Source organism: Brenneria salicis ATCC 15712 = DSM 30166, assembly GCF_003315515.1.
Classification (GTDB): Bacteria; Pseudomonadota; Gammaproteobacteria; order Enterobacterales; family Enterobacteriaceae; genus Brenneria; species Brenneria salicis.
The window spans coordinates 41,423-50,920 of sequence record NZ_QNRY01000030.1; the positions used below are offsets into that span (position 1 = coordinate 41,423).

Consider the following 9,498-nt stretch of genomic DNA (forward strand, 5'->3'; position numbering starts at 1 on the left):
AGCCATTTTCTCTCGAATAATTTACTAATCTAATCATCCCATCGGGATTCATCCGTTTACCACTTTCCTGCTTCTTTAAATTGCTGGATAACTTACAAACACCAGAATTATATAGCTCAAATTTTTCGGCCTGCACAGATGAGACGACCATAAAGCCGTTATTATGTATCTGCTATTGACAACAGGTGTTAAATAAATTTAAGCCAGAAGGGAGGTTTCAGAAATTTCTCATCTGAAATAACAAAAAACCATCTGAAAGTCAGATGGTTGGATAAATAAAAAGCCGAAATGAATAGCAACTAAATACCATCACCGTATTCAAAACCGCGATTAACGCCATTGAAATACTGATCCATATCCATCGCGGGTTTTTCGGTTTCTGGCCGCCCCACAATTCGGGCAGGCACACCAGCAGCCGTGGTATGTGGCGGCACCGATTGCAACACCACCGACCCCGCGCCAATCTTGGCGCCGCACCCTACTTCAATATTTCCCAAAATCTTGGCGCCAGCGCCGATCATCACGCCTTCACGAATCTTAGGATGACGATCGCCGCTGGTTTTGCCCGTACCGCCCAGGGTAACGGACTGGAGGATGGAAACATCATTCTCAACGACCGCCGTTTCCCCGATCACGATGCCAGTGGCATGATCGAGCATGATCCCATAACCAATGGTGGCGGCAGGGTGGATATCAACGCCAAAAGAGACTGAAATCTGATTCTGAAAATAGATTGCTAACGCTTTGCGATCCTGTAACCAGAGCCAGTGTCCGATACGATAAGCCTGTAACGCATGAAATCCTTTCAGATACAGCAATGGAGTAGAGTATTTATCCACCGCCGGATCGCGCAGGCATACCGCACGGATATCACGGGCGGCGGAAATAATCATCTGTGGATCGGCATGGTAAGCCTCTTCGACAACCTCACGAATGGCTATCGCCGGCATAATCGGGTTCGCCAGTTTGTTAGCCAGCATATAGCTTAACGCGCTGCCCAGATTCTCATGCTTTAGCAATGTGGCATGAAAAAAACTGGCCAGCATAGGTTCGCAGTCCGCCAGACTACGCGCTTCAGCCTTGATATTTTTCCAGACCAGTTCCAGTTCTTCTGTCGACATTGCCTTACTCTCCGCAGTACCACGCATCGCAACACTATTTTCGCTATTACAAAATGATTATCGCCAATACCATTCGTATACAAAAAATAAAAGATACGATGAAGCCCCCTGAATCAGGAAGCCCGGTAGAAAACGAGATGCTTATAATCGGGCGCTTTCATCTTTACGCGTGCGTCCCAACAGACTTAACGCGGCTTCACGCGCATCCTTGCCGCAATACAGCACTTGCCAAAGCTGTTCGGTAATCGGCATTTCAACGCCATTACGCTGCGCTAACGCCAGCACTTCCTTGGTGTTACGGTATCCTTCCACAACCTGACCAATCTTATCCTGCGCCGCCTGCACATCCATGCCCTGCCCCAACATCATGCCGAACCGCCGGTTGCGAGACTGATTATCCGTACAAGTCAGGACCAGATCGCCCAGTCCCGCCATCCCCATGAAGGTGGCAGCTTCGGCGCCCAGAGCAACGCCCAGCCGGGTCATCTCCGCCAGGCCGCGCGTGATCAATGCAGTGCGCGCATTAGCGCCAAACCCCATGCCGTCAGACATGCCCGCACCAATAGCAATCACGTTTTTCACCGCGCCGCCAAGCTGTACGCCGATAAAATCAGGGTTGCTATATACGCGGAAACTTTTACCACAGTGCAGCAGGTGCTGGAGATCGTCGGCAAAATCACTGTCCGTTGCCGCCAGAGCAATCGCCGTTGGTAAACCTGCCGCCAGTTCTTTGGCAAACGTCGGGCCGGATACCACTGCCAGAGGAATTTGCTCGCCTAATGCTTCACGCGCCACATCCTGGAGCAAACGTCCGGTTTCCGCCTCCAGCCCTTTGGTCGCCCAGACGATTCGGGCATCCGCACGCAAATGAGGTTTGATCTGACGCAACACGTCGCCAAACACATGACTGGGCACCACCACCAGCACATTTCTGCTTGCGGTCAAAGCGTGCGCCAGATCGGTTTCCAGTTCCAGCGAATGGGGAAAAGAGACATCTGGCAGGAATGCCTGATTGCAGCGAGCGGCTTGCAACGCCTGAACGTGCCTGGGGTCGTGTCCCCAGAGCACCACGCGATGACCGTTGCGCGCCAGCGTAATGGCCAGCGCGGTGCCGTAGGAACCGGCGCCGATGACTGTCATGGAAGCGTCAGACACGTTCATCAGGCATCCTGATGCGTTGCAGCGCCTTCGCCGTCGGCCTGCTGCTGCAAATAGTTCATGAACAGCGCATCAAAGTTTACCGGCGCCAGGTTCAGTTGCGGGAATGTACCGCGGGATACCAGACTGGTAATACACTCACGCGCATAAGGAAACAGGATATTCGGGCAATATGCGCCCAGGCAGTGCGCCAGTTGAGTACCTTCGATACCGCCAACGGTAAAAATACCTCCCTGCTGAACTTCGCACAGAAACGCCGTTTCCTCACCCAGAGAAGCCGTTACCGTCACGCGCAACACCACTTCATAGATATCTTCCGCCAGTTGGCTGGAAGCGGTATCCAAATCCAGTTTAACTTCAGGTTGCCACTCTTGCTGGAACACCTGAGGCGCGTTCGGCGCTTCAAAAGAAATATCCTTGGTATAAATACGTTGGATTTGGAAAGACATTTCAGTGTTGTTTTGTTCAGACATGTTAACTCATACCTTTTGTTAGATTTCCCTGACGTGTTCCATCGTCACTGGAGGAACAGACGCCCGCACATTACATTATCTTAGCGCGACAGCCAGCCCAAAGGATCATGCGGCGAAAATTTACGGCGCATGCGGTTTCGCCGCTGGCCTTTTACTTACTTTCCACGAACTAAAGGCAGGTTTTCGCCGCTCCAGCCCGCCAGACCGTCTTTCAGTACCACGACCCGTTCAAACCCGGCTTTCAACAGATTGTTCGCCGCGTCGCGCGAGGATAACCCGTTGGCGCAAACCACGATAACCGGCTGGGATTTGTGTTTATCCAACTCGCCTACGCCGCCATTTTTAATGTCGTTAGGTAACAGGTTAAACGCGTTGGCGATATGACCACGGCGATAGTCGTCACGATTGCGGATATCAACAACCACGGCGTCTTCTTTATTGATCAATTGGATCGCTTCACTGCGAACCACATCTTTCACCTTAGACAGTTTACTCTTCACAGTAAGCACAATAACGGCAATCAGCAGAGCAACCCAGGCCACGCTCAATATAGGGTTCCTGCTGATAAATGACATAATCTCTTGCATGGGGTGTAACGACTCCCAAATCAGTTAAGCGATAAAATATAAGGTTCCTGAGTATACCTGCGTGATACGGCAATTACAGCCAGTAAGCCAAGATAGCGTACTGAATCTGCGGCGCAATACGTAAAAATCACTGCGCCAATGATGTAATTCAACCATTCTATGCGTATCCGTTCCCATTTATCTATTATTGATGCACCTGTCGCGCCAATTCCGTGCCACCATAGTCACGCTTGGAAATAGAAATCCGGCAAGAGACAACTGGCAAGCCGCTGTTCATCGTGGAATAATCCGTCGTTATGAGTAAAAAAGCGTTATCCGTTCAGTCAAGAGTGGCATGTAACGCCCGTCGCCGTTCACCGGAGTTACATAAGCTGTTCACCCGATGCGCCTGCGCCCTTTGCGTCGGCGTTTTGTTATTGCCCGGCGTCAGCCAGGGTGCGGATAATCAGCAACAGTTGAAAACGTTGCAGCAGGATATCGCCGAGAAGGAAAAACGCGTTCAAGTACAACAAAAACAGCGCGGCGCCTTGCTTCAGCAGTTGAAAAAACAGGAACAGTCCATCGCGCAATCCAGCCGCCAATTGCATGAAACGCGCAATACCCTGTCCGCATTAGACAAAGAACTGAGCGCACTAAACACCTCCATATCCCGATTACTGACGCAGCAGAACGAACAACAGCGCACCCTTTCCCGCCAGCTTGACGCGGCGTTCCGTCAGGGGCAACACAGCGCCTTGCAACTGATTCTGAGCAGCGAGGAAAGCCAACGCAGCGAGCGCATTCTGGCCTATTTCGGCTATCTGAACGAGGCGCGCCAGAAATCCATCGCCGAGTTGCAGCAAACGAGCGCCGAGCTTGCCAGTCAACGCACGCTGCTGGAACAAAAACAGACGCAACAAAAAACGCTGTTGAACGATCGGCAACAACAGCAACAGGCGCTGGAACAAGCCCGTTCCGAACGGAAGAAAACCCTCTCAACGCTCGAAAGCTCGCTGGAAAAAGATCAGCAACAACTGACGGAACTGCGTCAGAATGAAGCGCGTCTGCGCAATCAAATCGCCCGCGCGGAACGCGAAGCGAAAGCGCGAGCCGAACGCGAAGCCCGCGAAGCCGCAAAAGTGCGGGAGAAAGCGGAGCAAGCCAAACGCAGCGGCGGCAGCTACAAACCCACGGAAAATGAGCGCTCGCTGATGGCGCGCACCGGCGGTCTTGGTCGTCCGTCAGGACAGGCCGTCTGGCCGGTGCGCGGCGGTATCGAACATCGCTTTGGCGAACCGCTGCAAGGCGAACTACGCTGGAAAGGGCTGGTGATCACCGCGCCGGAAGGCACGGAAGTCAAAGCCATCGCCGACGGCACCGTCCTGATGGCCGACTGGCTGCAAGGCTATGGTCTGGTGGTGGTCGTCCAGCATGGTAAAGGCGATATGAGCTTATACGGTTACAATCAAAGCGCACTGGTCTCCGTTGGCGCCCAGGTGAAAGCCGGTCAGCCCATTGCCCTCGTCGGCACCAGTGGCGGGCAAAGCCAGCCCGCGCTTTACTTTGAAATTCGCCGCCAGGGTCAGGCGGTTAATCCACAACCTTGGCTGGGAAGGTAGTCTTGTCTTATTCAATATCTAAATATCTTTACGCGCTTGGCCTGCTGATATTCGCGCCCTTCGCACTCGCCGGGAAGCTCGCTATCGTTATCGATGACTTCGGTTATCGTCCCCATAATGAAAATCAGGTTCTGGCGATGCCGACAGCCATTTCGATCGCCGTCTTGCCCAATGCGCCCTATGCCAGGGAAATGGCCGCCAAAGCGCACAATCAGGGGCGCGAAGTTCTGATCCATCTGCCTATGGCGCCCATGAGCAAACAGCCGCTGGAGCGCGACACGCTGCGCCCGGATATGAGCAGCGAAGAGATCCGGCGCATTATCCGCCAGTCGGTCAACAATGTGCCTCACGCGGTAGGGTTGAATAACCATATGGGCAGCGCGATGACCGCCAGCCTGCCGGGTATGCAGAAAGTGATGCAGGCGCTGAGCGCCTATGAGCTCTATTTTCTCGACAGCATGACGATCGGCAGCAGCAAAGCCAGTCAAGCTGCCGCCGGAACCGGCGTCAAAGTCATCAAGCGCAGAGTGTTTCTGGATGACACGCAAAATGAAGCTGATATTCGCAACCAGTTCAACCGCGCCGTGCAGATGGCCAGGCGCAGCGGTTCCGCCATCGCCATTGGCCACCCGCATCCCGCCACTATCAAGGTGTTGCAACAGATGCTGCCGACGCTGGCGTCAGATATCGTTTTGGTGCGCCCCAGCCAGTTGCTGAACGAACCAACCCAATATTATGCGCCGGTGCCTCCGTCAGAGACGCCGAAGCCGGTTAAACCGCGTAAACCGTTCCGGGGCGTACCACAATGTCTGGCGAAACAACCGCCGGAGCCGGTGAAGAATGATGTCATTTTCAAACTGGTCAGCAGCAGTATCCGCGAAAGCGCCGCGGTGACGTTCATCAAACGTCGTTGGCAGACCTGGGTGACGCCGGACGCGCCTGAAACCGAGCGGTAAAACGGTGCAAAAAGAGGTGTCATGGTTCGCCGAACAGTGTCTGATGCGAGCGCAGACACAGAATGCGGGGATAACGCAACACCAGGCTGCTTGCCGCAAAATGAAATGCTATTATAGCGGTCATAGACATGAGTGGGGCGTGGTGCCTCACCAGCAAGATTAACAAGGGTAGATCCCATGATTATCGTTACTGGCGGTGCCGGTTTCATCGGCAGCAATATCGTAAAAACGCTGAATGACCTTGGCCATCGGGATATTTTGGTGGTGGATAACCTGAAAGACGGCACGAAATTCATCAATCTGGCGGATCTGGACATCGCCGATTACATGGATAAAGAAGATTTTATCGCCAGTATCGTCGCAGGCGATGATCTGGGGGATATCGATGCCGTGTTCCATGAAGGCGCCTGTTCCTCCACCACCGAGTGGGATGGCAAGTATATGATGGACAACAACTATCAATACTCGAAAGATGTCCTGCACTACTGCCTCGATCGCAGCATTCCCTTCCTGTACGCCTCTTCCGCCGCGACCTATGGCGGCCGTAACAACAACTTTATCGAAGCGCGTCAGTACGAGCAGCCGCTGAACGTCTATGGCTATTCCAAGTTCCTGTTCGATCAATATGTGCGTGAACTTCTGCCGCATGCGGAATCACAAATCTGCGGCTTCCGTTACTTCAACGTTTACGGCCCGCGCGAAGGTCATAAAGGCAGTATGGCGAGCGTCGCGTTTCATCTGAATAAGCAGATTAATCAAGGTGAAAATCCCAAATTGTTCTCCGGCAGCGAAAACTTCAAACGTGATTTTATCTATGTCGGCGATGTCGCCGCGGTCAATCTGTGGTTCTGGCAAAACGGCGTCTCTGGTATTTTCAACTGCGGTACTGGCCGCGCGGAATCTTTCCAGGCCGTTGCCGATGCGACCTTGGCCTTTCATAAAAAAGGCAGTGTGGAATACATCGAATTCCCGGAAAAACTGAAAGGACGCTATCAGGCTTATACTCAGGCAGACCTGACCAATCTCCGTGCAGCAGGCTATGACAAGCCGTTTAAAACCGTTGCCGAAGGTGTTGCTGAATATATGGCCTGGTTGAACCGCACCGTTTAATCGGACAAGGAACAGATAAGCGGTATGAAAATTTTGGTCATCGGCCCTTCATGGGTAGGCGATATGATGATGTCGCACAGCTTTTATCGCACGCTAAAGGCTGAACATCCAGAAGCGGTCATTGATGTAATGGCGCCGGCCTGGTGTCGTCCGCTGCTGGCCCGCATGCCGGAAGTCAATCAGGCGCTGGCAATGCCGCTGGGACACGGCACGCTGGCGCTAGGCGAACGCCGCCGCCTTGGTCTCTCGCTGCGTGATGCGCACTACGATCGCGCTTATGTATTGCCCAACTCGTTTAAATCCGCGCTGGTGCCTTTTTTCGCCCATATCCCGCATCGTGTCGGGTGGCGCGGCGAAATGCGTTACGGTCTGCTCAATGATCTGCGGGTACTCGACAAAACCGCGTTCCCGCTGATGGTGCAACGTTATGTCGCTCTGGCCTATGACCGCCGCCGTATCCATAGCGCGCAGGATTTGCCGCAACCTTTATTATGGCCGCAACTACAGGTGAATCAGGCGGAAATCAGCAACATGACGTCAACTTTCCACCTGTCTGATGTCCGCCCGCTGATTGGCTTTTGCCCTGGCGCGGAATTCGGCCCTGCCAAACGCTGGCCGCATTATCACTATGCCGCACTCGCGCAATCGCTGATCGAAAGAGGTTATCAGGTCGCCTTGTTCGGCTCAGCCAAAGATCGTCCCGCGGGTGACGATATCCTTCAGGCGCTGACGGAAGAGGCGCGGCAATATTGCGCTAATCTGGCCGGACAAACCTCACTGGAACAGGCGGTCGTACTCATTGCCGCCTGCCACGCGGTGGTCAGCAATGATTCAGGATTGATGCATGTCGCCGCCGCGCTCCATCGTCCATTAGTTGTGCTTTACGGACCAAGCAGCCCGGACTTTACCCCTCCTTTATCGGATCAGGCGCAAGTTATTCGCCTGATTAGCGGTTATCACCGCGTGCGCAAGGGAGATGCGGAACAGGGATACCATCAAAGCCTTATCGATATTCAGCCCGAACGCGTTCTCACCGCGCTGGAAACATACCTGCCGACGCCGGGAGAACGTGCATGAGGGTGTTGATCGTCAAAACATCTTCCATGGGAGACGTGCTTCATACATTACCGGCCTTGACGGACGCGATGCTCACCATTCCCGGCATCCAGTTTGACTGGGTGGTGGAAGAAGGGTTTGCCCAGATCCCCGGTTGGCACCCGGCGGTGTCTCGTGTCATCCCGGTTGCTATCCGGCGCTGGCGAAAAAGCTGGTTTAGCCCGTCAACACGTCGTGAACGCGCGCATTTCAAACAACAACTACGTGAATATAGCTATGATGCGGTAATCGACGCTCAAGGGCTGATTAAAAGCGCCGCCCTGATAAAGCGACTTGCTCGCGGGAAAAAGCACGGTCTGGACTACAAAAGCGCCCGTGAACCCCTGGCAAGCTGGTTCTATAACTATCGTCACAACGTCAGCCGCCAGCTGCACGCGGTCGAACGGGTGCGGGAACTCTTCGCCGCCAGCCTGCATTATAAAAAACCGACCGAACGTGGCGATTACGCGATTGCGGCGCGTTTTCTTTCCCAGTTACCTGCGGACGCCAATCAATATCTGGTTTTTCTGCACGCCACCACCCGCAATGAAAAGCATTGGCCGGAATCACACTGGCGCGAACTGATTTCTCTGTTGCAGCCCAGCGGACTCAAGATCAAACTTCCGTGGGGAGCAGCGCACGAACATCAGCGGGCGTTGCGTCTGGCGGAAGGTTTTTCCCATGTCGAGGTATTGCCGCGCCTGACCCTGCAACAGGTCGCGGATGTGCTGGCCGGCGCGAAAGCCGTCGTATCCGTCGATACGGGTCTGAGCCACTTAACCGCGGCGCTGGATCGTCCGAACCTCACCTTGTACGGCCCAACCGATCCGGGATTAATTGGGGGATACGGATTAAATCAGGTGGCGGAACTGTCCGAAAATCAGCAAATGGCGACGATTACCACCGGGGAAGTCCGGCGGAAATTGGCGCAGATGGTAGAATTAAGGGCATAAGTGAGTCGCTCACTTCCCTGACTTTATTGAATGCTTAATTGTGTCCATTATGGCCTGGAAAAATCATCGGAAGCAGCGCTCTTTTGTACTCAAGAAGCACGTTAATCGTCAGACTATTGACGTTTCGCCTCAGCGCAACATTAGCAGACCTGTGGCTAAAACAAATACGATAAATACCACAGTAATCATGGGTTATTATCACTGTGAGCGGAGGCCGGGTTCTAAATAACTGATCCTAATATCGCTACATTTTTACCAACCCATGATTCCCACCGGGGAATGGGCTGACAGTATTCATAAAGTGACGCCCTTTTTTCAGTAACTGCCACATTGAGCGGCACTGGTGGTTTCCGGTTATCGTTTCGTGCAGCGCCTGCCACAGCCGTTCAACATGATTTACCCAGGGCGAGTAAACCGGCTGATAAATAACACGAAACTTCGGATTCT

The 9,498-nt window shown here is 53.4% G+C and carries 9 protein-coding genes and 1 pseudogene; 5 read left to right on the top strand and 5 right to left on the bottom strand.

What is annotated here, in order from left to right; genetic code table 11:
- Positions 1–299: 299 nt before the first annotated feature.
- The 4 genes from cysE to DES54_RS12820 form a co-directional block, all read right to left on the bottom strand.
- On the bottom strand, positions 300–1,121 hold the full coding sequence (gene cysE / locus DES54_RS12805) for a serine O-acetyltransferase (protein ID WP_113867967.1): 822 nt from the start codon (positions 1,119–1,121) through the stop codon (positions 300–302).
- A 141-nt stretch (positions 1,122–1,262) separates the two neighbouring features.
- Positions 1,263–2,282 carry an NAD(P)H-dependent glycerol-3-phosphate dehydrogenase gene (gene gpsA, locus DES54_RS12810; RefSeq protein ID WP_113867969.1) on the bottom strand — a complete coding sequence of 340 codons (1,020 nt, stop codon included), beginning with the start codon at positions 2,280–2,282 and terminating at the stop codon, positions 1,263–1,265.
- Positions 2,282–2,752 carry a protein-export chaperone SecB gene (secB, locus tag DES54_RS12815; protein WP_113867971.1) on the bottom strand — a complete coding sequence of 157 codons (471 nt, stop codon included), beginning with the start codon at positions 2,750–2,752 and terminating at the stop codon, positions 2,282–2,284. Before secB ends, gpsA begins: the two co-directional genes overlap by 1 nt.
- Before the next feature lie 155 nt (positions 2,753–2,907).
- Positions 2,908–3,339 (bottom strand): rhodanese-like domain-containing protein, encoded by a 432-nt coding sequence (locus tag DES54_RS12820; RefSeq protein ID WP_113867973.1) that lies wholly within the window; start codon positions 3,337–3,339, stop codon positions 2,908–2,910.
- 296 nt (positions 3,340–3,635) lie between these two features.
- Here DES54_RS12820 and envC point away from each other — a divergent pair, with 296 nt between their 5' ends.
- The 5 genes from envC to rfaC all read left to right on the top strand — a co-directional run bounded on the left by envC (position 3,636) and on the right by rfaC (position 9,051).
- Positions 3,636–4,937, top strand: coding sequence for a murein hydrolase activator EnvC (envC, locus tag DES54_RS12825; protein WP_113867975.1), 1,302 nt, complete (start codon positions 3,636–3,638; stop codon positions 4,935–4,937).
- A 2-nt stretch (positions 4,938–4,939) separates the two neighbouring features.
- A complete protein-coding gene (locus tag DES54_RS12830; protein WP_427846304.1) occupies positions 4,940–5,893 on the top strand; it encodes a divergent polysaccharide deacetylase family protein in 954 nt (317 codons plus the stop codon).
- Between the two features lie 177 nt (positions 5,894–6,070).
- Complete coding sequence (rfaD, locus tag DES54_RS12835; protein ID WP_113867980.1) at positions 6,071–7,003, top strand: ADP-glyceromanno-heptose 6-epimerase; 933 nt, start codon at positions 6,071–6,073, stop codon at positions 7,001–7,003.
- Positions 7,004–7,027: 24 nt separating this feature from the next.
- A complete protein-coding gene (rfaF, locus tag DES54_RS12840; RefSeq protein ID WP_113867982.1) occupies positions 7,028–8,080 on the top strand; it encodes an ADP-heptose--LPS heptosyltransferase RfaF in 1,053 nt (350 codons plus the stop codon).
- Entirely contained in the window at positions 8,077–9,051 is a 975-nt protein-coding gene (rfaC, locus tag DES54_RS12845; RefSeq protein WP_113867984.1) for a lipopolysaccharide heptosyltransferase RfaC, read from the top strand. The genes rfaF and rfaC overlap by 4 nt, the downstream gene beginning before the upstream one ends.
- Positions 9,052–9,295: 244 nt before the next feature.
- Here rfaC and DES54_RS12850 read toward each other — a convergent pair.
- Positions 9,296–9,498 (bottom strand): annotated as a pseudogene (locus tag DES54_RS12850) (IS630 family transposase); the annotation flags it as partial.